Below are 20,512 nucleotides of genomic sequence, written 5' to 3' on the forward strand. Positions count from 1 at the left end.
GACAACCTGTATGCAACCGATTAGTGAAAGCGTCAACAAAGAGCCGAACGGCGCTTTTCAACCAAGCAGCTATTCAGACATAATGTCTGAACGCGTTTTAATGCTGCGTCGGTAGCTGCACGCGCTCAAACGCATTCTGCCCTTCGAAGAGCGTAAAGCGCAGGTCCAGGCCTACGACGGGCGTAATAAGGTTGCGCCTGCCGCCGGAAATGGTGATGTTCCCGTTGAGGTCGAACTGCGGCTGGGTGATAAAGTAGTCGGACTGGCGCAGGAAGTAGGGCGTCAGGTCCACGTGGTCGGACAGGCGGATGCCCACCTCCGCCCGCAAGCGCGTCTGGTCGATTGTTCGCTCATTGGGCTGCTCGTCGGGCGGCTGAATGCGCAACACAGTGCCGGCATCGAAGGCCAGGCGCGGGCGCAGAGCTAGGCGGCCGACGGTGAAGCTGCGGTAAGCATCGAAGCGCAGGCGGGCCAGCCCTTCTTTGCGGGCCGGCGCTTTGCGGAAGGCATATTCCAGGCTCAGCCGCTGGCCGAAGGTGATGCCGCCTAGGTCGCCGCGGTGGCGCAACAGGCCTTCGGGCAAGAGCAAATTGGTGCCGGGCTCGTGCTGGTAGCGCACATTGGCCCCGATGCTCCAATGGTCAGACAAAAAATGCTCGTAGCCGCCCAGCGCGTGGTATTGGTAGAACGGGCCGGCCTGGTTGATGTCGTTGTCGGTGCTGCGCTGCCCGTGCAGGGCCAGCCAGAAATAGTCGCCGCTTTGGCGGGCCAGTTCCAGCTGCACTTCGGGCCAGAGTGCCGTGGGGTTGGTGGCGCGGCGCTGGGCCGTGGCTTCGTGACCGAGCACCGCCACACAAGCCAAAACGGGAAAAATCGTCCAGAATTTCATCGTAGAAACAAACAGTTGCACGCGTAAATATTACCTCCTGTGGCCGCCAGCTGTGGTTTATTCCGCCGCCAGCTCCTGCAGGGCCAGCCACGCCATCAGGCCGGGGCCGGTTTCGAGGGCCGCGTGGTCGATGTCGAAGGTGGGCGTGTGGACCGACGAGGCGAAACGGCCGTCGGCGGCGCGGGTACCGAGGCGGTAGAAGCACGAGGGCGCGGCCTGCGAAAAGTAGGCGAAGTCTTCAGCGGCCATCCACTGGTCGAGCTCCACCACGTTGTCGGCACCGAGGTACGTTTCGGCGGCGGCCTTGGTGCGGGCGGTGGTGGCTTCGTCGTTTTCGAGGCAGGGGTAGCCGTTGCGAATTTCCAGCTCGCACTCGGCGCCCATCGAGGCGGCCAGCCCTTCGCAGAGCTGGCGCAGGTGCTGGTGGGCTTCCTGGCGCCACTGCTCGTTCATGGTCCGGAACGTGCCTTCGATATAAACTTCGTTGGGAATGACGTTAGTAGCGCCGTTGGCTATGACTTTGCCAAACGACAGCACCGAGGGCATTTTGGGATTGGCGCGGCGGCTCACAATCTGCTGCGCGGCCACAATGAGGTGTGCCGCCACCAGCACCGGGTCGAGGTTTTGCTCGGGCATGGCGCCGTGCCCGCCCTTGCCGCGCACGGTCAGGTACAGCTCGTCGGTGCTGGCCATGTAGCGCCCGGCCCGAATGCCGATTTTGCCGGCCGGCAACTGCGGAAACACGTGCTGGCCCAGCACGCTCTGCGGCGCGGGATTTTCGAGCACCCCTTCCCGAATCATGACCGACGCGCCGCCAGGCAACCGCTCTTCGCCGGGCTGAAACATGAGCTTGACAGTGCCCTCGAACTCGTTGCGCAGCTGCACCAGAATGCGCGCCGCGCCCAGCAGCGACGAAGTGTGTACGTCGTGGCCGCAGGCGTGCATCACGCCGGGGTTTTGGGAGCGGTAGGGCACCTCGTTCTGCTCCTGAATGGGCAGCGCGTCCATGTCGGCGCGCAGGGCCACGGCGCGGCGACCGGGGTTGCGGCCTTCGATAAGGGCCACCAAGCCGGTGCCCGCAATGGGCTGCGGCTTCAGGCCGAGGCTTTCGAGCTGCTGCTTTACGAATGCCACGGTTTCGTGCTCTTCAAACGACAGCTCGGGATGAGCGTGCAAATGGTGACGCAGGGCCACCACGTCGGCGGCCTGGGCAGCGGCTAGTTCTCGGATGCGTTCGGGCTGAATCACGGATTCGGGCGAATTAGGCGGATTTATCGGATTTCGTAGACGGCGCGGCGCTTCGGGCGGGGCTTAGCCAAAGGTGCGCTTTCCCACTCACTCAAACAGCACGCTCAGGTGCGGACGGGTGGCCACCGTCATGTGGCGGCCGTAGGCGTTGGGGCTGAAGGCGGCTTCCAGCTGCTCTTCGCTCGACGCGAGGCGGCTCACCAGCACGCAGTCGTGGAAAGCGAGGTACTCGCCGCCCTTGTCGTTGTTGTAGCGGATGCGGCCGCGCACGGCCACCGTCAGATCGAGCAGCGCGGCCTCGGTGGCAGCTTGCACCAGCGTCACGTCCACCAAGCCGTGGTGAGGCCAGAGCGAGAGCAGCAGCACGAGGCCCTCGTGGCGCAGGCGGTAGTGCAGGCTGCCGTCAGCGCCTTCGGTGGGAATGGTTTCCACACCCTGCAGCAAATCCAGCTCGTCCCACTGCAACTCCCGGATGAGCGGCATCGGCTAGAAGCGGGTTTTGTTGATGAGCACCTGCGTGGCCTGCATTTCGGCCTTCGGAGCCAGGGGCCGCAGCCGCAGCATGGCCTGCTCGGCCTCCAGGCGCGTGGTGTAGTCGCCGATGAAGAGGCGGTAGAGCGGCTGCTTGAAGGTGAGGTAGTCGGTTTCCTGCGGGTAGCGGCTGATGATGGCGCGGCGCGCGTTCATGGCGTCCTGCCGCTCCAGCCCGATGTACACCAAGATGCGCCAGCCGTTGGTGTACTTCACGTTTTGGTTGGTGTAAGCCTGGTCGCGCAGCCGCTGGTCGATAAGGGCGTTGACGTGGGCGGTGGGCGTCACGTTGGGCTTGGCCGCGCCGGTCGTGGCTTTCGGCAGGGCGGGCGGCGTAAATACCGGGCGGTACTTGCTCAGGTCTTCGGCCGCAACCGCAGCCGTTTTGGCCGAAGCGGGGCGCGTGGTATCGGGCGGGGCGGTGGTGGCGGTAGCCGCCGGGGTGGACGCGGCGCAGGCGCCGAGCAGCAGCAAAGCAGGCAGCACGAGCAGGTTAGTAAGCAGTCGGTTCATGGGCAGCGGCGGAAGCGTCGGGTTGAGCATCGTCGGGCACGAGCAGGGCCAGACCGGCGGAAGCGCCGAGGCGGTCGGCTCCGGCCTGCACCAGCGCCACGGCTTGCGCGTGGGAGCGAATGCCCCCGGCAGCCTTGATACGGATGCGGGCCGGCAACTGGTCACGCATCAGCCGCACATCGTCTACCGAAGCCCCGCGGCTGGCAAAGCCAGTGGACGTTTTCACGAAATCGGCCCCGGCGGCCGCGCACAGGTCGCAGGCCCGCCGGATGTCGTCGGGCGTGAGCAGTGCGGTTTCGATGATGACTTTCAGCAAGGCACCGTGGCGGTGGCAGAGCTGGGCGAGGTGCTCGATATCGTGCTGCACCAGCGCGTCGTCGCCCGAGGCAAAGGCGGCGTTGTTGAGCACCATGTCCAGCTCGGTGGCGCCGTGGCGCAGGGCTTCGGCGGCTTCGGCCTGCTTGGCGGCCGGCGTGCTGTAGCCCAGCGGAAACCCAATTACGGTGCATACCGCCACGCCCGAACCCTGCAACGCAGCGGCGGCTACCGGCACGTAGTGCGGCGGCACGCACACGCTGGCAAACCCGGCGGCGCGGGCTTCGGTGCACAGCTGCTCGATCTGGGCGCGGGTGGCATCGGGCCGCAGCAGGGTGTGGTCGATGCGGCCGGCGAGGTTGTGGGGGTCGTGCATAGCGCGGGGAAAAAGTCCGACAAAGGTAAATAATCCGCCGCCGCGGCCGGGAAGCCAGCCACGCTACCGCACCTGCGACGGCGCCAGCCCGAACTTGCGCCGAAAGCAGGTAGCAAAGTGCGCGGCATTGACGAAGCCGACCTGCTCCCCTACTTCCTGCACCGGCAGGGCCGTAGTTTCGAGCAGGGCACGGGCCTCGGTGAGCCGCTTTTCGGCGATGTACCCAAACACGGTGGTACCGCACACTTCCTTGAAGCCTTTTTTCAGCTTGAAGTCGTTGATGCCAAAAAGCCGGGCCAGCTCCAGCAGCGTCGGCGGCGCGGCGTAGTGCGCATCGAGGTAGGCACGAATGGCGTGAAACAACTCGTGCTGGGCGTGGGGCAGCGCGGCGCTGGCGCGGGCGTGGTGCACCTGCCGGTACTGGCGCTGCTGCTCGGCAAACAGGTCCAGGAAGCGCCCCTCAATGAACATGCGTTTGAGCACGCCGCTGTAGGGACACTGCCGCAGCTGCTCCAGCAACTGCCGGATTACGGGGCGAGCGGCCACGGCGGCGGGCAGGCTCATGAAGGACTGCTCGTGGCGCAGGCGCTTTTCGTACAGCGGCAGCCACTCGTCGTTTCCTTCGATGAGCTGCCGAAAAAACGCCGGGTCTAGGCCCAAATGAATGGCCCGAAACTGCCCTTGCCGGTCGGGCGTGAGCAGGTGCCGGGTGGTGGTGCCCACGTCGTAGATGGAGTTGTGGTGGCCGCCGGTTACCTCGTAGGGCTTGGTATAGGCCGAGCCCGACTGGCTGCTGCCGCTCATTTGGTAGAGCATGCCCACCCAGGGCGTGGCATCGGCTTCCCGAATTTCCAGGGGCCGGTGCAGCGGCCCGGCAATTTCCATGATGTGCAGGCGCCCCGGCAGCACTACTTCGCTCGAAACCACGCTGCCCACGTGCGCGGGCACATCCCAGGTGGCGCCACCGGTCAGCAGGTCGCCCTCCGGCCGGTACTGGCTGGGGTCGAGCAGCCGAAGCTCTTCGATGCGGGCGGAGTAGGTGGTGGCCATGCCGACGAAAATAACTCCGTTTGGGAAAAGCGAAACTCCCGGACGGCAAAGCCGCCCGAGGCGGTGGGTCAGACCTTTGGGCTACACTTCTCACCCTACCCAACCGCTATGAAACGCAACTTCGAAAATCCCTCGATCAAAGACCAGATCTACTTCCAGCAGTTTGCGGAAGAACCCGGCGACGGCACCACCATCATCGACGTGACGCTGGCGCCCGGCGGCGGCAACGGCCTGCACTACCACCTGTCCTTCGACGAAATCTTCGAATGCCTTGAGGGCGAGGTCAGCATTCAGGTCGGCAACAAGGTTCAGGTATTGCAGCCGGGCGAAACGGCCGTGGCCCCGCGCAAATCGGTGCACCGGTTCTTCAACCAAAGCCAGGCGCCGGCCCGCTTCCGCGTTACGCTCACGCCCGGCCACGTGGGCTTCGAGAAAGTCATCAAAATCGTCTACGGGCTGGCGGCCGATGGTCGCCTCAAAAAAGACGGCGGCCTGGCCAAGTTCTGGCAGATGGGCGTGGTGGTAGAATTGTCCGACACCAACGTACCCGGCTTCTTCAGCTTGGTGATGCCCCTGTTGCGCCGCAGTGCCCGCCGCGCCCTCGCCGACGGCCGCTTCGACCGGGAGTTGCGCCCGTATCTGGCGCAGTAACGCCCTGCCTTCCTTTCGCGGAAACGCATCATTTCACCCAAGCACCACAAATAAAAACGCCCTGGCTGTGCAGCCGGGGCGTTTTTATTATTGTCCACAATCGAAGATCAGCGAAGCTAAAATCCGGGGAATCCGAAAAATCCGTCGGAATCCGAGGTCTTAGTCGATGAGCACGGCGCGGTTGTTCAGCACGTCTTCTTCTACGCTCTTGAACTTCACGTCGCGCACGATGCGGCCGTCCATGTACTGCACGCTCACTTTGTCGTTGCGGTTAGCCACTTTCTGCGAGCGAACCGGCACCTGCTTTTCGGCTACGGCGGGCTCCAGGCCCAGGGCGTGGGCTTGTTCGAGGTCTTCCTGCCCTGCTCCGAGCGAGGCCGACGACACTTCCTTTTCGGCCTTGAGCTTGGGCTGCGGGGCGCGCGGGGCCTGCACGGCTTCCTCAAAATGAATTTCGGGCTCCTCCATCGGGCTGTTCTGCGAGGCCGGAATGTCGGCGCGGAACAGGAACGACACGGTGTCTTCGTTCACCTTACTAATCATGCGCTTGAAGAGCTCAAACGACTCGAACTTGTAAATCAAGAGCGGGTCTTTCTGCTCGTACACGGCGTTCTGCACCACCTGCTTCAGGTCGTCCATGGCGCGCAGGTGCTGCGTCCAGGCCTCGTCGATGAGGGCCAGCACAATCACCTTCTCGGCGGCGCGAATCAACTCCAGACCGCGGTTCTGGCGGGCGCGCTCCAGGTTGGCCACGGCCTGCACCTGTTTGCGGCCGTCGGAGAACGGTACGGCAATGTTTTCGAAGGGTACTTGCTGGTTGAGCAGGTCCACTACCAGCGGCAGGGCCGACTCGGCAATGACTTCATTCTTGCTCTGGTAGTAGCCCAGCGCTTCGCCGTAGAGCTTCTGAATGAGGGCCGGCGCCTGCGTAGCGGCAAATTCGGCAGCCGAAATGTGCGTATCGTAACCGAACACGCGGATGATGGCCAGCTTGAAGTCCTCGTAGTCGCCCGAAATCTTGTGGCCGCTCACGATGTCGTCGCTCACGTCGTAGATCATGTTGAGCACGTCCAGCTCCAGCCGCTCGCCGAAGAGGGCGTTGCGGCGGCGCGAGTACACCACTTCGCGCTGGGCGTTCATCACGTCGTCGTACTCCAGCAGGCGTTTCCGAATGCCGAAGTTGTTTTCCTCGACCTTCTTCTGGGCGCGCTCGATGCTGTTGGTAATCATGGCGTGCTGAATCACCTCGCCTTCCTGCAGGCCCATGCGGTCCATCAGGCTGGCAATGCGCTCCGAGCCGAACAAACGCATCAGGTTATCGTCGAGGCTCACGAAGAACTGCGAGGTACCCGGGTCGCCCTGGCGGCCCGAGCGGCCGCGCAGCTGCCGGTCTACCCGGCGCGACTCGTGGCGCTCGGTACCGATGATGGCCAGACCGCCCGATTCCTTGGAGGTTTCGCGCAGCTTGATGTCGGTACCGCGGCCGGCCATGTTGGTGGCAATGGTCACGGTGCCGGGGTAGCCGGCGTTGGCCACGATTTCGGCCTCGCGCTGGTTTTGCTTGGCGTTCAGCACTTGGTGCTGGATGCCGCGCAGCTTCAGCATGCGGCTGATGATTTCGGAGTTTTCGACCGACGTGGTACCCACGAGGACGGGGCGGCCGGCTTTTACCAGCTCCTGGATTTCCTCGGCCACGGCGTTGTACTTCTCGCGCGTGGTCTTGTAGACTTTGTCGTGCTGGTCTTTGCGCAGAATGCCGCGGTTGGTGGGAATCACCACCACATCGAGCTTGTAGATTTCCCAGAACTCGCCTGCTTCCGTTTCGGCCGTGCCGGTCATGCCGCCCAGCTTGTGGTACATGCGGAAGTAGTTCTGCAGCGTCACGGTGGCGTAGGTCTGCGTAGCGTCTTCGATGCGCACGTTCTCCTTGGCCTCGATGGCCTGGTGCAGGCCGTCGGAGTAGCGGCGGCCTTCCATCACGCGGCCGGTCTGTTCGTCCACAATCTTCACCTTGTGGTCGTCGGTGACGATGTATTGGTCGTCGCGCTCGAATAGGGTGTAGGCCTTCAAGAGCTGGTTGATGGTGTGGATACGCTCGGATTTCTCCTGGTAATCCTGCATCAGATGCTCCTTGGTGTGCAGCTTCTCGTCGGCGCCCAGGGTCTTGTTGTTCTCGATGGCGGCCAGCTCCGAACCGATGTCGGGCAGGATGAAGAAGTGCGGGTCTTCGCCCTGGCCGGTAATCAGGTCGACACCGCGCTCGGTCAGCTCAATCTGGTTGTTCTTCTCGTCGATGGTGAAGAACAGCGGCTTGTCGGCCTGCGGCATTTGGCGCGAGTTGTCGGCCAGGTAGTGGTTTTCCGTTTTCTGCAGAATGGCGCGGTTGCCGGTTTCCGAGAGAAACTTAATGAGCGGCTTGCTCTTGGGCAGGCCCCGGAAGGCGCGGAACAGCGCCAGACCACCTTCGCCGTCTTTGGGACCGTCTTTGCCTTCTTTGATGAGGCGCTTGGCGTCGAGCAAGTACTGCTGCACCAGCTTCTTCTGCTCGTCTACGAGGCGCTGGATGCGCGGCTTCAGAATCAGGAATTCGTGCACGTCGCCTTTGGGCACCGGGCCGCTGATAATGAGCGGCGTACGTGCATCGTCAATCAACACGGAGTCCACTTCGTCGACCATGGCGTAGTGGTGCTTGCGCTGCACCAGCTCGTCGGTTTCGCGCGCCATATTGTCGCGCAGGTAGTCGAAGCCGAACTCGTTGTTGGTGCCGTAGGTGATGTCGGCCTGGTAGGCGGCGCGGCGGCCGGGCGTGTTGGGCTGGTGCTTGTCGATGCAGTCGACGGTGATGCCGTGGAACTCGAACAGCGGCGCGTTCCACTCCGAGTCACGCTTGGCCAGGTAATCGTTGACGGTTACCAGGTGCACGCCGCGCTTCGACAGCGCGTTAAGGAACGAGGGCAGGGTCGAGACGAGGGTTTTGCCCTCACCGGTGGCCATTTCGGCAATTTTGCCCTGGTGCAGTACCACGCCGCCAATCAGCTGCACGTCGTAGTGCACCATGTCCCACACAATCTCGGCGCCGGCAGCCGTCCAGCGGTTGGACCAGATGGCCTTGTCGCCCTGAATGGTGACGTTGGACTTGCGGCTGGCGTAGTCGCGGTCGTAGTCGGTGGCCGTAACCACCAGTTGGCCGTTTTCCTTGTAGCGGCGCGCGGTTTCCTTCACAATTGCGAAAGACTGCGGCAGTACTTCCAGCAGCACCACTTCCAGCTCCTTGTTGCGCTGCTTTTCCAGCGCGTCAATCTGCTCGAAAATGCCTTCCTTCTGCTGAATGTCGAGGTTGGGCTGGTCGGCAATCTGCTGGTGCAGGGCGGCAATCTGGGCGTCGATGGCTTGCAGATGCTCGCTGATGCGGGCCCGCACCTGGTCGGTCTGGCCGCGCAGCTCGTCGTCGGAGAGGCCTGCCAGTTTGGCGTATTCGGCGTTGATGGTCGCCACGTAGGGGATGATGCCTTTCAAGTCCCGCTCCGACTTGGTGCCGAAGACTTTGGTGACGGCCTTCCCGATAAAATCGAACATGCTGCTAGAAGTTTGCTGAAAAACGCCGGGGCGCACCTCAAATTTACGGCGTTTGGCGGAAAACCCCGGCCGAAGTCTGAATTACCCCAGAAATGCTAAACCCCGCTGCTCCAAAAAGAGTGCGGGGTTTGGCAATGCGGCTAAGATGTCAGGCCGAAAGCGGCGCGGCTACGCCGCCTGCGACTCGTCAACCTCCACTCCCGCGTCTGCCATCTGCACATCCACGGCGTGGCTGCGGTAGTCGGTTTCGTTGAGGTAGCGTTCCAGACCGTGCTCCACGGTGGGCATCAGCCAGGCCCGCTCGCTTTCGAGCACCGTGTAGCGCGGCCGGGCGGCAGGCAGCCCAAAAGCGGCCATCGGCTTGCCAATAACCATATCGGGGTCGAAACCGGCCATTTCGGCGGCGCGGCGGGCAAATTCAGCCCAGGTGTAGCTGCCGTGGTTGGCCAAGTGCCAAATGCCGCTTTCCTTGTCGATGAGCAGATCGAGCGAGGTGTTGACGAGGTCGTACACGTACGTCGGGGTGATACACACGTCGTCGGCCGCCTCGAAGGTTTCGCCGCGCTGCAGCGCCTGGAGGACGAAGTGAATGAAGTTGTGCTCGTCCCAGGGGCTGAAAAAGGCACTGGCGCGCACCACCAAGGCGCTGGGCAGCGCGGTCAGCACGTCGCGCTCGGCTTGCAGCTTGCTGCGGCCGTAGGCGTTCTGCGGGTTGGGCTGGTGGCTTTCGAGGTAGGGCGTCTCCTGCGCCCCATCGAACACCAAATCGGAGGAAAACGTGAGCAGTTGCACGCCGTGGCGGGCGCAGGCTTCGGCCAGCAGCCGCGGGCCGGTGGCGTTTTCGCGGAAGCAGCGCGCTTCATCGGTTTCGGCTTCGTCGACGCGCACGTAGCCGGCCGTGTTTACCACCGCCCAGGGATTGTGCTTCGCAAGGGCTTGTTCGATGGATTCGGGCTCGGCAATGTCCAACTCGGCGCGGTTAAGCACCACGGCATTCAGATTGCGGGTGTAGCAGATGCGCGCAAAAGCATTACCCAGGGTGCCGGTGGCACCGGTAATGAGCAAGGAACGAGGAGAAGCGGCAGCGTTGTGGTTGTTTTCAAAAGTCATCATCAGCTAAGCGGGTGCGAGGTGCCGGAAGTGGTAACGCTCGGGGCGCTGCCACCAACCCGGGTGAGCAAGAGCGGGGTGGGTGTAGTGGCCGTGGCGGGCCAGTGCCTGCACCATCTGGTGCAGGGCCGTGGGGCGAGGCGCGGGGCTGCGCACGTCGAACACGCCGCTTTCGTAGCGGCCGTCGTCGCGGGTGAGCAGGCAGTTCCAGTCGTAGGCGCCGAGTAGGGCCCACACCGTCACGGCGCGGATGTCGGCACCTTCGGCGCGCAGGGTGCTGGCAGCTTGCCAGGCCTGTTGCAGCCAGCGCATCTGCTCTTCGCGAGTGCAGGCCAGCTGCACTTCGGTAATGGCAACGGGCAGTTGGTAACGCTCCCAGGTTTCGGCCATCAGCTGTTGCACGCCCATCGGCTCGATGGGCTGCACGCGCACGGCCTCCACGTCGGCATAGGCGTCGTGGTGGTTGTGGCTGAAGGAGTGCGCGGGGTACCGGTCGAATTGCTCGTCGAGGAACCGCTCACTGGTCACGTAGTAGTTGATGCCGAGCACGTCGGGCGGGCACGGCTCGTTCACCAGCTCGTGCAGTTCGTGTTCGGCAATGCCGTTGTCGAGCAAAAAGCGCCACAGCGGGTGCTGCTCGGTTACGCGGCCGCACAGCAAATCGAAGGTGAGCCAGCGCCGCTGGTTTTCGAAATCGGCCTGATAGCGCATGCGCTCGGTGCTGTGCACGTGGCCCAGGTCCTCGGTTTGCACCAGCTGAGCGGCGGGGTTGATTTCCCGAATGGCCTGCATGGCGCGCTTGGTGCCCTGCACTTGGTTGAGCAACATGCGCACGAAGGTGCGGTCGTCGCGGTGGTGCGGGTACCAGAGGCCGTATAAGCCGCTGAAGCGCGCCGTGGTGAGCGGCTCGTTGACGGGCGTGTAGTGCGTAACCCACGGAAAACGCTCCGCCACGAGGCGCGCAAAGTGCGCTAGGCCGTCGGCAAAATTTTCCTGGTGCAGCGCCGTGTAGCGCGGACCGCTGCCGTGGTGTACCAAGCCCACGATGGGGTCGATGCCCAACTCGCGCAGGCGGGGCAGCCGTTCGTCGGCAAACGACCAGTCGAGCTGGTCGAAGCTTTCGGGCGCTACATGCTCCCACAACACGGGGTAGCGCAGTTTGCGAAGTCCTAGCTCCGCAAATAAGTCCAAATCGGTGGGGCGGCGCCGGTGGCCACTCCGGCTGATCTGGTCCGAATACTCGTCCCCGACTCGCCGGCAGCTGCACTCGACGCCGCCCCATAGTTCTACGTTGCCCATGCTTTGGGTTTTAGCGTCAGCTGGAGTGGAGGCATGGCAACAGTGGCCACCCCGGCGCGACGAATGATTAGGCTTTTTTCTTGTCCGGGTCGCGGGGCAGCAGTTTTTCCATCAGCGTGGCCGAACCGGTAATGGCCGGTTTGGCGGGCGTGGCCGTGCCTTTCTCCTCTTTTTCTTTTTCGGTAATCTTCTTGTAGACCGTCAGGGCCTGGGCCACTACCTGGTCCATGTTGTAGTACTTGTAGGTAGCCAGGCGGCCTACGAAGTGCACGTTGGGCGTTTCGTCGGCCAGCTTCTTGTACTTGTTGTACAGCTCGGCGTTTTCGAGGCGCGGAATCGGGTAGTACGGGTCGCCCTCGGCTTTGGGATACTCGTACACGATGCTCGTCTTGGGGTGCGTCTGACCGGTGAGGGCCTTAAACTCGGTGATGCGCGTGTAGAGGTGCTCGTTGGGGTAGTTCACCACCGGCGCTTCCAAGTGCTGCTCTTTGTTCAGCGTTTCGTGCTTGAACTCGAGCGAGCGGTATGGCAGCTTGCCGAACTTGTAGTCGAAGTACTCGTCGACGGGGCCCGTGAAAATCATTTCCTTGAACGGGATGAAATCCACGATGTCGTGGTAATCCGTGTTCAGCATGATTTTGATGTTCGGGTGGTCGAGCATCTTCTCGAACATCTTGGTGTAGCCGTGCAGAGGCATGGCCTGGTACGTGTCGGTGAAGTAGCGCCGGTCGCGGTTGGTGCGGGTGGGCACACGCGAGGTTACCGACTTATCCAGCTCCGACGGATCGAGGCCCCACTGCTTGCGGGTGTAGTTGCGGAAGAACTTCTCGTACAGCTCGCGGCCTACTTTGCTCACCACCACGTCTTCCGACGTTTTGATGACCGGAATTTCCTCGGCCAACGACTCCAAGAATGCATCGACTTCGAAGGAAGTCATGCTGGTGCCGTACAGCTTGTTGATGGTATCGAGGTTGATGGGAATCGGCACGTGCTGGCCGTCCACCGAGGCCAATACCCAGTGTTCGTAGGGGCGCCAGTCGGTGAAGTTGGAGAGGTACTCGAACACCTCTTTGGAGTTCGTATGGAAGATATGTGGGCCGTACTTATGGACCAGAATACCTTCCTCGTTGTAATGGTCGTAGGCGTTGCCACCAATGTGGTTGCGCTTGTCTACAATGAGCACTTTCTTGTTGGACCGCGTGGCCAGACGTTCGGCCAGCACGCTGCCAGCAAAGCCGGCTCCGACGATCAGATAGTCAAACATAGCTCGGGGGATGGTGGTGGTTGGGTGTGGAAAAGAGGAAGGTAATGTGCGGTAACTCCGAGGGGTTGTACGAGAAAGGCTAGCGTGCGGCTACTTTTTGCAGTTCGGCCTGCATCAAACCGACCATGCCTTGCCACGTCTGGTCCCACGAAATCGTGGCCAGGTACGCATCCACGCGCTGCAGCCAGGCGGCATCGTCGGCCTCGTCGAGAGCCAGCGAAATGGCTTTGCCAAACGCATCGGCGTCGGCAGCAATGTGCACGAGGCCCAGCTCGCCGTAGGGCCGCACCACGTCGCGGATGGGCGTGCTAACCACGGGCTTGCCAGCGGCCAGGTATTCCGGGGTTTTGGTGGGCGAAATGAACTTGGTGCTTTCGTTGTCGGCAAAGAGCAGCGTGGCTACGTCCCAGCCGTGCAGGTACGTGGGCAACTCTTTGTAGTCCTTGCCGCCGAGGTAGTGGATGTTCTTGGATTGGGGCAGCGAGGCCGGGTCAATCTTCACCACCGGGCCGATGATGACGAACTGCCACTCGGGATGCGCGGTGGCCAGCTGGCCCAGTAGTTCAATGTCCAGCCGCTCGTCGACCACGCCAAAGAAACCGACGCGCGGGTGCGCAATGTCTTTCTGGTCGGCCGGCTCGGTGAGGTTGGTGCGGGCCTGCCCGAAGTGCGCTTTGTCGATGCTGCTCGGGAAGGCGTGGGCGCTGTGGTGCTGCTTGGTTTTGGCCTCGTAGAGGCTCTGCCCGCCCGTAAACACCAGCTGCGCCTGCTTGAACAATTCCTGCTCGCGGCTGCGTAGCTCGGGGTGTGCGCCCTTGAAGTTGGCCAACTCGTCCATGCAGTCGTAGATGGTGAGGAACGGCTTCAGGTGCCGCGACTTGGCCAGGAACATGGGTGAGTAATACCACGCCACGAAGTCGTGGATGTTCTCCTGTTTGAAGTAATTCGTCAGTAGTTCCGACTGAATTTTGTCGGCTGCTGCTTCGCTCAGGCCGCCGGGCAAATGCGCCACCACTACTTTCAGCTTGCCGGCTTCGCGTTCCTTCACCTCCATCCACGGCTTCATCTGCAGGTCGTCGAAGTGCGTGCAGGGTTCCTCTACATAAAACACCCGCGTATGCTTGGCAAAACGCGAAAGCAGATGTTGCGGGCGCTGCCACACAAAGTCCCAGTGCAGGTGCGCAAAACAAACCAGATCGGGTAAGGAATTGCCAATAGACGAATCGGTGGCGGCGGCAGTGGTTGGGGTAGTAGTAGAGGTAGCGGCGGTGTCGTCCGACGCAAGGGCCGGGGCATCGAGTAAGGACATGCGAAAGAGCGTCAAAAGAGTTTTGGCGAAACGGGCGGTGCGGGAAAACGGGGGGACTCGGAAGCGAAGAATAGCTGCAACCAAGCGCGGCAGATAAGCATACGCAGGCTGGCGGCAAAAGGATATACCCCCGGCGGCGTTTCGCCATCGGCAGGTAGGTGCTAGCCTGAAAAACGGGGTTATTCGGCGCCCAACACGTATTGTAACTCCACAGCATCGAGCCAGCCGGCAGCGGTGCGCAACCAGTGCCGACGCACACCCACACGCCGAAAACCGGCCGCCCGAAACAGGCGCAGGCTGGCGGTGTTGTTGGCCGCTACCGTGCAGTGCAACTGGTGCAGTTGCAGGGTATACTGCGCGTACTCGCACAGCACCTGCAAGGCGGCCACGGCATAGCCGCGCTGCCGCTCGGCGCGGGCCACCATAATGCCCACTGCCGCGCGGCGGTGGTGGGGCTGAAAGTCGAACACATCTACGGTGCCCACGGCGCGGTTGTCGGCCACGGCGCAGATGACCAGCCGCAGCTGGCGGACTTCGTAAAAATCGGCGGCGGCGTTTTCGAGGTAGCGCCGCAGGTTGTAGCGCGAAATGGGCGTGAGCGTGTCGCTGCCGATGCCCCATACCTCGGCGTCGTTTTCGAGGTCGTAGAGAAACTTCAGGTCGGTATCCTCCAGGGCGCGCAGCGTTACGTCGGCTGATTTCAGCATGGGCTACAGCGCAATGGAGCCGGCAAATACGTGCTCGGCGGGCCCGCTCAGGTACACGTCGGTAAACGAGCCGTCGGCGTGGCGCTGGAAGGCCACGCTAAGGTCGCCGCCGAGGGTGCGCAAGGGTACAGGGCTGGCAGCGCCGCGCCGCGCGGCCGCCAGCGCCACGGCCGTTACGCCGGTGCCGCAGGAGAAGGTCTCGTCTTCCACGCCGCGTTCGTAGGTGCGCACCTGCCACGGTTGGTCGGCCGCTTGGGGCGCTTCCACGAAGTTGACGTTGGTGCCGCCCCGCTCCCGAAACGTGTCGCCGTAGCGCACGGCGCGGCCCTCGCCGTACACGTCGTATTCGGCCAGGGTGCTGGCGGCCAAAAACCGTACGATGTGCGGCGAACCGGTATTGAGAAAAATGCCGTCGGGGAGTTCCTGCTGGCCGGCTACGTCCATCATCCGCAGGTGTACGCGGCCATCGGCATCCACCGAGGCTTCGTGGGGGCCGTCGGCTGCCAGAAAATGGGCTTTGTCGGTGATGACGCCGAGTTGCCGGGCGAAGGCCACGGTGCAGCGGCCGCCGTTGCCGCACATCGAGCCCAGGTGGCCGTCGGCGTTGAAGTACACCATTTCGAAATCGTAGCCCGGCAGGATGCGCAGCAGAATCAAGCCGTCGGCCCCAATGCCGCGGCGCCGGTCGCAGAGCCGACGCACCAAGGCGTGGTCGTCGGCCGGAAACGTGCGGGCGCGGTCGTCCACCATCACGAAGTCGTTGGCGGTGCCTTGGTATTTGTGAAAGTGCAGGGTCATGGGAAGAAGCAAGGTTCCGGTAGGCACGTCTGCGAGCGGCAACGGCGCGTCAAACAAACACTTTTTTCAGCAAGGCTACCTGCCCGGCGTGATACAAGTTGTGCTGCGCAACGCCGTGCAGCAGCACATAGTTCGTGGTGCCAGTACCCGGCGTACTCATGGAAGTTGCACCGATTTCCCGGTCCAAGTCAGCGTCGGACAAGCGAGCAGCCGCGGCCAGCAGCGCACCATGCGCGGCGGCCAGTGCTTGTTGGGCCTGTTGCCAAGCCGCTTCGTCGGCGGGCTGCGGCAGGGCGGGCCAGTCGTGAGCGGCAGACATTTCCTCCGAGCGGTTTTCGCGAATGCGCTGCTCTGCGACGCGCATCCAAGCCGTGAGGTGCAGCACAATCTCCCAGATGCTGTGCACCTGCGGCAGGCGCTGTGCAACGGCCTGCGCCGCCGTCATATCCTGCAGCGTAGCCAGCAACGACGGGCCCGACCACGCGTCGCCGTTGAATGCGCGCTGCAGTTGGTCGATGATGCGGTTGGTTTCTGCCATACATCAGGCGCAAAAAGTGGCGGCCGATTGGGCAATGTACACGGCAACCGTTGCGTAGCGTACCTTTGCCGGCCCGTGCGGCGGGTAGCCTCGGGTAGTTCAAAGGTACTATGTATTCATTCCTGACGACCAGTCCCTGGCCCGATTACGAGCTGCTCGACAGCGGCAACTTCCTCAAGCTGGAACGCTTTGGCCGCTACGTGCTCAGCCGCCCCGAGCCCCAGGCCGCCTGGGACCCGCACCTGCCGTCCAGCGAGTGGCAGCGCGCCCACGCCACGTTTGCCCGCGAAGCCGGCAGCCAGGAGCGCGGGCAGTGGAAGCTCAAGCCCGGCATGGCCGAGCAGTGGGTGATTACCTACGAGCGGCCCGACGGCCTGAAGCTGAAGTTCCGGCTGGGCTTGTCGTCGTTTAAGCACGTGGGGCTGTTTCCCGAGCAGGACCCCAACTGGCAGTTCATTTACGAGCAGACCAAGAAGCGCCGCGCCGAGAAGCCCAAGGTGCTGAACCTGTTTGCCTACACCGGCGCAGCCACGCTGGCCGCCCGTGCCGCCGGCGCCGACGTAACCCACCTCGACTCGGTGAAGCAGGTCAACTTCTGGGCCCGCGACAACATGGACGCCTCGGGCCTCGACGGGGTGCGCTGGCTGGTGGAAGACGCTTGGAAATACGTGCAGCGCGAGGTGAAGCGCGGCAACAAGTACCAGGGCCTGATTCTGGACCCTCCCGCCTACGGCCGCGGCCCCAACGGCGAGAAGTGGCAGCTCGAAGACCAGCTCAACGAAATGCTCAAGCTGTGCCGCGAGCTGCTCGATCCGCAGGACCACTTCTTCGTCATCAACCTCTATTCCATCGGTTTTTCGGCGCTGATTCTCGACAATCTGATCGGCGGCATTTACCCACCCTACGGCCGCCAGCGCGAAATCGGGGAAATTTACCTGCACGACCAGGGCCAGCGCAAACTCCCGCTGGGCACGTTCTGCCGCTTTGCCAATTAATTTGGTGCTTGGTGTGTAGAGCCTGGTGCTTGGTTAGTTCTGGCACAAGCACCAGGCTCTACGCACCAGGCACGACGCACCTACGCACCATGCACCAAGCACCAAGCACTAAAAGACGTCTGGCCCTCATCGACATGGGCACCAACACGTTCCACCTGCTCATTGTGGAGCTGGCCGCCGACCGGCAGCAGGAGCCCACGGTGTTGCTGCGCACCAAAGTGGGCGTAAAGCTGGGCGAAGGCGGCATCAGCAACGGCGAAATTGCACCGGCGGCCTACGCCCGCGCGCTGCACACGCTGCAGGCTTTTCAGGAGGAAATTGAACTGCACCAGGTAGAGCAGGTGCGCGCCACGGCCACCAGCGCCGTGCGGGTGGCCCGCAACGGGCAGGAGCTGGTCAAGGACATCTTTCAGCAAACCGGCATCCGCGTCGAAATCATTGCCGGGGCCCGCGAAGCCGAGCTGATCTGTCAGGGCATTCGGCAGGCCGTGGCGCTGGGCTCCGAGCCGAGCCTGTTGGTGGATATTGGTGGCGGCTCGGTGGAGTTCATCATTGCCAACGCCGATACGATTTTCTGGATGCAGAGCTTCGAAATCGGCGCGCAGCGGTTGCTCGACCGGTTCTTCCGTCACGACCCGCTGCACTTCGCCGACGTGCAGGCCGAGCAGGACTACCTGCGCGCCACGCTCGCGCCGCTTTTGGCCGCCATTGCGCACTTCAGGCCCGCCACGCTGGTGGGCGCGTCGGGCACGTTCGACACCCTCGGCGACCTGCAGGCGGCCCGCCTAGGCCAAGATTACAGCCACCAGCCGCCGGCCCGCACCATCTCGCTCGACAGCTTCCGCCACAGCTACGAGCTGCTGCTGCGCCTGCCCCATGCCGAACGCCTGGAACTCCCCGGCATGACGCCCTTGCGGGCCGACATGATTGTGGTGGCCTGCGTGCTTATCGATTTTGTGCTGAAATGCGGCCCGTTTACCGGCATCACCGCCTCGGCTTACGCCCTCAAAGAAGGGCTTCTGGCGGAGTTACTCGGCCGCTAATTCGCCTGCAAGTTTGGCAGTACGCCCTGCCGCACGACCTTTGCAGCTCGCGCGGCCGGCACCATTGCCCGGGGCGCGCGGCTGCATAACGTACGCCCCACATGGCTTCTACCTTTTCCTATACCCGCCTCTTTGCCTTCGCCGAAGCGGTATTTCTGGGCATGGGCTGCTCCGCCGCCGATGCCCGCCAAGCCACCGAAACCCTGCTATCCGCCGATCTACGCGGCGTCGATTCGCACGGCGTGGCCCGCCTTAGCGGCTACCTGCGGCTCTGGGAAGCCCAGCGCGTGAATGCCACGCCCGCCATCGGAGTGGTGCACGAAACGCCCAGCACGGCCGTCGTCGACGGCGACGCGGGCCTGGGCTTGGTGGTGGGGCCGCACGCCATGCGGCTGGCCATCGAGAAAGCGCAGCAAGTGGGCACGGGTTGGGTAGCAGTGCGCAACTCCAATCACTACGGCATTGCCGGCTACCACGCCATGCTGGGCCTGCCCCACGACATGATTGGCATTTCGCTCACCAACGCCTCGCCGCTGGTGGCGCCCACGCATTCGTTGGAGCGTCTGCTGGGCACCAACCCCATTTCGGTGGCCATTCCGGCCGGCGAGCAGCCGCCCTTCGTGCTCGATATGGCCACGACTACCGCGGCGCAGGGCAAAATGGAAATCCTGGAGCGCAAGGGCCTGCCCGCCCCCGCCGGCTGGATTCAGGACCGGGACGGCAACTCGTCGTCGAACCCCACCGAAACGCGCAACGGCGGCGCGCTCATTCCGCTGGGTGGCGAAACCGGTAGCCACAAGGGCTACGGCCTGGGTGCAACGGTTGATATTCTGTCGGCGGTGCTGTCGGGGGCGAATTACGGGCCGTGGGTGCCGCCGTTTGTGGCGTTTCTGCAGCCGCCGGCCAACCCGGTAGGCCAGGGTATCGGACACTTTTTCGGTGCCATGCGCGTAGATGCTTTCCGGCCCGCCGCCGAGTTCAAGGCCCACATGGACAACTGGATTCAGACCTTCCGCCAAGCCAAAGCAGTGCCCGATAAGCAGGTGCTCATTCCCGGCGACCCGGAACGGCTGATGACCGAGCAGCGCCTCTTGCACGGCATTCCGCTTTTGCAGAAAGTAGTGGACGATTTGCAGCAGGTAGGCGCCAAATTTGGGCTAACGCTGTAGTTCGCTACCCGTTTTTCGGAAACCCTGTACTACCTCAAACGCCAAACGCGCCTCCGGGCTTAATCGGAGGCGCGTTTGGCGTTTGCTATGCGTACGAGACGTTACGAGGCCGCTTTACTTACACGCGCTGCGCGGCCGAGGCCGTGGCGGCAGTGGCGTATTCATGTGCAGCAACGTCGGTGTTCAGGAATTCCGAGTCGTAGCTGGTATCGGGTCCGTTCAGGAACAAACACGTACCGCCGTGCACCGCGTCGATGATCTGGGCGTACTGGTCCATGGGCAGGGCGGGGCAGCCAAGGCTGCGGCCCAGACGGCCGTACTGCTGAATGAAATCTTCGCTGACGTAGTCGGCACCGTGCATCACCACCGAACGTTCGAGGGCATTGTCGTTGTAGCCTTCGTCGACGCCCTGCAGTTTGAGCGAACGGCCGTGCTTGCCGGTGTAGTCGTCCTGGGTTACGTAGAAGCCCAGGCTGCTCATGTTCGACTCGTTCTCGTTGGAGAAGTTGGTAGCCACGTTCTCACCCGAGTTGTGCCCGTGGGCCACCAAGGTGTGAAACAACACTTGCTTCTGGCCCAGATCGAGCACCCAGAGGCGTTTTTCGGTCGAGGGCTTTTCGAAGTCCACCACCGTCAATACCTCGCGGGAGGCATCGAGCTTGCCCTCCGCTTTCAGGTTCAGAAAACCCGTGTAGGCTTTGCGGAATACGTCGTAGCTCAGGCCGCTCTCGGCCACGTTCAGGTCGTCGTAGAGCTGCCGCACGCCGCTGTTGAAGGCATTGGCCTCAAACAGCTGCAACGAGGGCATCCGCACCGAAGTCGCATGCGGGTGCGCTTGGGTAGAACTAACCGAAGAAGCCAGGGGCGTGGCGAGAAACAACGAAGCTACAAAGGGCAATACCCGCCGCATGGCCCGACGGGCGCGCACTTTCAGTCGAAGACGGTGTACAACGCTATGCTTTTCCATGAGTATCAGGCTTTTTGTCGGCAACGTAGCTTTTACGGCCCCGTCCTAAACAAAGATACCTCCCCGCTGAAAATAGCAGCATAGAGGATGGTGCATATTTCAAACACCCTCGCGGCCTCGAATAATTCCCTCGGGCCTTATTTCGGAATAATCCTATTGCACGC

At 62.8% G+C, this 20,512-nt stretch carries 19 protein-coding genes; 4 read left to right on the forward strand and 15 right to left on the reverse strand.

Annotation, left to right across the window (positions count from 1 at the left end; translation table 11 throughout):
* Positions 1 to 97: 97 nt before the first annotated feature.
* The 6 genes from F0P96_RS07240 to F0P96_RS07265 all read right to left on the reverse strand — a co-directional run bounded on the left by F0P96_RS07240 (position 98) and on the right by F0P96_RS07265 (position 4,922).
* Positions 98 to 889 (reverse strand): DUF2490 domain-containing protein, encoded by a 792-nt coding sequence (locus F0P96_RS07240; protein ID WP_151078162.1) that lies wholly within the window; start codon positions 887 to 889, stop codon positions 98 to 100.
* A 57-nt stretch (positions 890 to 946) separates the two neighbouring features.
* Positions 947 to 2,134, reverse strand: coding sequence for a M20 metallopeptidase family protein (locus tag F0P96_RS07245; protein WP_201743936.1), 1,188 nt, complete (start codon positions 2,132 to 2,134; stop codon positions 947 to 949).
* Positions 2,135 to 2,224: 90 nt separating this feature from the next.
* A complete protein-coding gene (locus tag F0P96_RS07250; RefSeq protein WP_151078164.1) occupies positions 2,225 to 2,620 on the reverse strand; it encodes a hypothetical protein in 396 nt (131 codons plus the stop codon).
* Between the two features lie 3 nt (positions 2,621 to 2,623).
* Positions 2,624 to 3,181 carry an SPOR domain-containing protein gene (locus F0P96_RS07255; protein WP_151078165.1) on the reverse strand — a complete coding sequence of 186 codons (558 nt, stop codon included), beginning with the start codon at positions 3,179 to 3,181 and terminating at the stop codon, positions 2,624 to 2,626.
* The gene (gene deoC / locus F0P96_RS07260; RefSeq protein WP_151078166.1) at positions 3,162 to 3,872 is read right to left on the reverse strand and encodes a deoxyribose-phosphate aldolase; all 711 of its coding nucleotides are present in this window, start codon (positions 3,870 to 3,872) and stop codon (positions 3,162 to 3,164) included. Before deoC ends, F0P96_RS07255 begins: the two co-directional genes overlap by 20 nt.
* A gap of 63 nt (positions 3,873 to 3,935) precedes the next feature.
* Entirely contained in the window at positions 3,936 to 4,922 is a 987-nt protein-coding gene (locus F0P96_RS07265; RefSeq protein ID WP_151078167.1) for a helix-turn-helix transcriptional regulator, read from the reverse strand.
* Positions 4,923 to 5,030: 108 nt separating this feature from the next.
* Here F0P96_RS07265 and F0P96_RS20920 point away from each other — a divergent pair, with 108 nt between their 5' ends.
* Entirely contained in the window at positions 5,031 to 5,573 is a 543-nt protein-coding gene (locus F0P96_RS20920; RefSeq protein WP_160620365.1) for a cupin domain-containing protein, read from the forward strand.
* A 159-nt stretch (positions 5,574 to 5,732) separates the two neighbouring features.
* Here the strand turns inward: F0P96_RS20920 and secA are convergent, their stop codons facing one another.
* The 8 genes from secA to F0P96_RS07305 all read right to left on the reverse strand — a co-directional run bounded on the left by secA (position 5,733) and on the right by F0P96_RS07305 (position 16,174).
* On the reverse strand, positions 5,733 to 9,149 hold the full coding sequence (secA, locus tag F0P96_RS07275; protein ID WP_151078168.1) for a preprotein translocase subunit SecA: 3,417 nt from the start codon (positions 9,147 to 9,149) through the stop codon (positions 5,733 to 5,735).
* Positions 9,150 to 9,317: 168 nt separating this feature from the next.
* Positions 9,318 to 10,262, reverse strand: coding sequence for a dTDP-4-dehydrorhamnose reductase (gene rfbD / locus F0P96_RS21135; protein ID WP_201743858.1), 945 nt, complete (start codon positions 10,260 to 10,262; stop codon positions 9,318 to 9,320).
* A 3-nt stretch (positions 10,263 to 10,265) separates the two neighbouring features.
* Positions 10,266 to 11,558 carry a family 1 glycosylhydrolase gene (locus tag F0P96_RS21140; protein ID WP_201743857.1) on the reverse strand — a complete coding sequence of 431 codons (1,293 nt, stop codon included), beginning with the start codon at positions 11,556 to 11,558 and terminating at the stop codon, positions 10,266 to 10,268.
* A 67-nt stretch (positions 11,559 to 11,625) separates the two neighbouring features.
* Positions 11,626 to 12,822 (reverse strand): UDP-galactopyranose mutase, encoded by a 1,197-nt coding sequence (gene glf / locus F0P96_RS07285; protein ID WP_151078169.1) that lies wholly within the window; start codon positions 12,820 to 12,822, stop codon positions 11,626 to 11,628.
* A gap of 79 nt (positions 12,823 to 12,901) precedes the next feature.
* Complete coding sequence (locus F0P96_RS07290) at positions 12,902 to 14,131, reverse strand: glycosyltransferase family 1 protein (RefSeq protein WP_151078170.1); 1,230 nt, start codon at positions 14,129 to 14,131, stop codon at positions 12,902 to 12,904.
* Positions 14,132 to 14,310: 179 nt separating this feature from the next.
* Complete coding sequence (locus F0P96_RS07295; RefSeq protein ID WP_151078171.1) at positions 14,311 to 14,838, reverse strand: GNAT family N-acetyltransferase; 528 nt, start codon at positions 14,836 to 14,838, stop codon at positions 14,311 to 14,313.
* A 3-nt stretch (positions 14,839 to 14,841) separates the two neighbouring features.
* Positions 14,842 to 15,636 carry a diaminopimelate epimerase gene (gene dapF, locus F0P96_RS07300; protein WP_151078172.1) on the reverse strand — a complete coding sequence of 265 codons (795 nt, stop codon included), beginning with the start codon at positions 15,634 to 15,636 and terminating at the stop codon, positions 14,842 to 14,844.
* Between the two features lie 49 nt (positions 15,637 to 15,685).
* Positions 15,686 to 16,174 carry a DinB family protein gene (locus tag F0P96_RS07305; protein WP_151078173.1) on the reverse strand — a complete coding sequence of 163 codons (489 nt, stop codon included), beginning with the start codon at positions 16,172 to 16,174 and terminating at the stop codon, positions 15,686 to 15,688.
* 110 nt (positions 16,175 to 16,284) lie between these two features.
* Here F0P96_RS07305 and F0P96_RS07310 point away from each other — a divergent pair, with 110 nt between their 5' ends.
* The 3 genes from F0P96_RS07310 (at position 16,285) to F0P96_RS07320 (ending at position 19,381) form a co-directional block, all read left to right on the forward strand.
* A complete protein-coding gene (locus F0P96_RS07310) occupies positions 16,285 to 17,169 on the forward strand; it encodes a class I SAM-dependent methyltransferase (RefSeq protein ID WP_151078174.1) in 885 nt (294 codons plus the stop codon).
* Positions 17,170 to 17,258: 89 nt separating this feature from the next.
* A complete protein-coding gene (locus F0P96_RS07315; RefSeq protein ID WP_151078175.1) occupies positions 17,259 to 18,212 on the forward strand; it encodes a Ppx/GppA phosphatase family protein in 954 nt (317 codons plus the stop codon).
* Positions 18,213 to 18,313: 101 nt separating this feature from the next.
* A complete protein-coding gene (locus tag F0P96_RS07320; protein ID WP_151078176.1) occupies positions 18,314 to 19,381 on the forward strand; it encodes an Ldh family oxidoreductase in 1,068 nt (355 codons plus the stop codon).
* Between the two features lie 118 nt (positions 19,382 to 19,499).
* Here the strand turns inward: F0P96_RS07320 and F0P96_RS07325 are convergent, their stop codons facing one another.
* Positions 19,500 to 20,348: a murein L,D-transpeptidase catalytic domain family protein gene (locus F0P96_RS07325; RefSeq protein ID WP_151078177.1), complete on the reverse strand. Its 849-nt coding sequence runs from the start codon at positions 20,346 to 20,348 to the stop codon at positions 19,500 to 19,502.
* Positions 20,349 to 20,512 lie beyond the last annotated feature (164 nt).

Source organism: Hymenobacter busanensis (assembly GCF_008727865.1).
Classification (GTDB): Bacteria; Bacteroidota; Bacteroidia; order Cytophagales; family Hymenobacteraceae; genus Solirubrum; species Solirubrum busanense.

Coding starts and splice junctions, on each gene's coding strand:
- F0P96_RS07310 (WP_151078174.1), top strand. CDS start 16,285: ATGTATTCATTCCTGACGACCAGTCCCTGGCCCGATTACGAGCTGCTC.
- F0P96_RS21140 (WP_201743857.1), bottom strand. CDS start 11,558: ATGGGCAACGTAGAACTATGGGGCGGCGTCGAGTGCAGCTGCCGGCGA.
- F0P96_RS07315 (WP_151078175.1), top strand. CDS start 17,259: ATGCACCAAGCACCAAGCACTAAAAGACGTCTGGCCCTCATCGACATG.
- glf (WP_151078169.1), bottom strand. CDS start 12,822: ATGTTTGACTATCTGATCGTCGGAGCCGGCTTTGCTGGCAGCGTGCTG.
- F0P96_RS07240 (WP_151078162.1), bottom strand. CDS start 889: ATGAAATTCTGGACGATTTTTCCCGTTTTGGCTTGTGTGGCGGTGCTC.
- F0P96_RS07290 (WP_151078170.1), bottom strand. CDS start 14,131: ATGTCCTTACTCGATGCCCCGGCCCTTGCGTCGGACGACACCGCCGCT.
- F0P96_RS07255 (WP_151078165.1), bottom strand. CDS start 3,181: ATGAACCGACTGCTTACTAACCTGCTCGTGCTGCCTGCTTTGCTGCTG.
- F0P96_RS07295 (WP_151078171.1), bottom strand. CDS start 14,838: ATGCTGAAATCAGCCGACGTAACGCTGCGCGCCCTGGAGGATACCGAC.
- F0P96_RS07305 (WP_151078173.1), bottom strand. CDS start 16,174: ATGGCAGAAACCAACCGCATCATCGACCAACTGCAGCGCGCATTCAAC.
- F0P96_RS07325 (WP_151078177.1), bottom strand. CDS start 20,348: ATGGAAAAGCATAGCGTTGTACACCGTCTTCGACTGAAAGTGCGCGCC.
- F0P96_RS07265 (WP_151078167.1), bottom strand. CDS start 4,922: ATGGCCACCACCTACTCCGCCCGCATCGAAGAGCTTCGGCTGCTCGAC.
- dapF (WP_151078172.1), bottom strand. CDS start 15,636: ATGACCCTGCACTTTCACAAATACCAAGGCACCGCCAACGACTTCGTG.
- secA (WP_151078168.1), bottom strand. CDS start 9,149: ATGTTCGATTTTATCGGGAAGGCCGTCACCAAAGTCTTCGGCACCAAG.
- F0P96_RS07320 (WP_151078176.1), top strand. CDS start 18,314: ATGGCTTCTACCTTTTCCTATACCCGCCTCTTTGCCTTCGCCGAAGCG.
- rfbD (WP_201743858.1), bottom strand. CDS start 10,262: ATGATGACTTTTGAAAACAACCACAACGCTGCCGCTTCTCCTCGTTCC.
- deoC (WP_151078166.1), bottom strand. CDS start 3,872: ATGCACGACCCCCACAACCTCGCCGGCCGCATCGACCACACCCTGCTG.
- F0P96_RS20920 (WP_160620365.1), top strand. CDS start 5,031: ATGAAACGCAACTTCGAAAATCCCTCGATCAAAGACCAGATCTACTTC.
- F0P96_RS07250 (WP_151078164.1), bottom strand. CDS start 2,620: ATGCCGCTCATCCGGGAGTTGCAGTGGGACGAGCTGGATTTGCTGCAG.